The sequence below is a fragment of the Bartonella sp. AP58NXGY genome (genome assembly GCF_042195785.1).
GTDB lineage: Bacteria > Pseudomonadota > Alphaproteobacteria > Rhizobiales > Rhizobiaceae > Bartonella.
The window spans coordinates 868-1111 of the sequence record NZ_JBHIOY010000096.1 but is presented as its reverse complement, the minus strand read 5'-3'; the positions used below and the strand labels follow the sequence as shown (position 1 = coordinate 1111).

Genomic DNA, 244 nt, shown 5'->3' with positions numbered 1-244 from the left:
TAAGCACCAATGCCATAACTATTGATACCGCTGGTCCCCCCCCGTGCATGCGCAACACGGGCACGATCATAACTTCCAAAACCACCTATATAAAAATCTCCATTTTCCCATTCGCTTAAGCCATTGATCCCCAAAACAATACCGGTCTGATCCAACTTAAAATCTATATGCTTTGTCGCAATGCTCTCTTTAGATTTAATTGCATAGGTCCATAAAGCTGTATTTTTTTTACTTTTATCGAGAA

At 40.2% G+C, this 244-nt stretch carries 1 protein-coding gene; it reads right to left on the bottom strand.

All coding sequences use genetic code 11. From position 1 onward, the window contains the following. Window positions 1-244 (bottom strand): autotransporter outer membrane beta-barrel domain-containing protein (locus tag ACFINC_RS09710; RefSeq protein WP_375617076.1); only part of this gene is annotated, 244 nt, incomplete at both ends.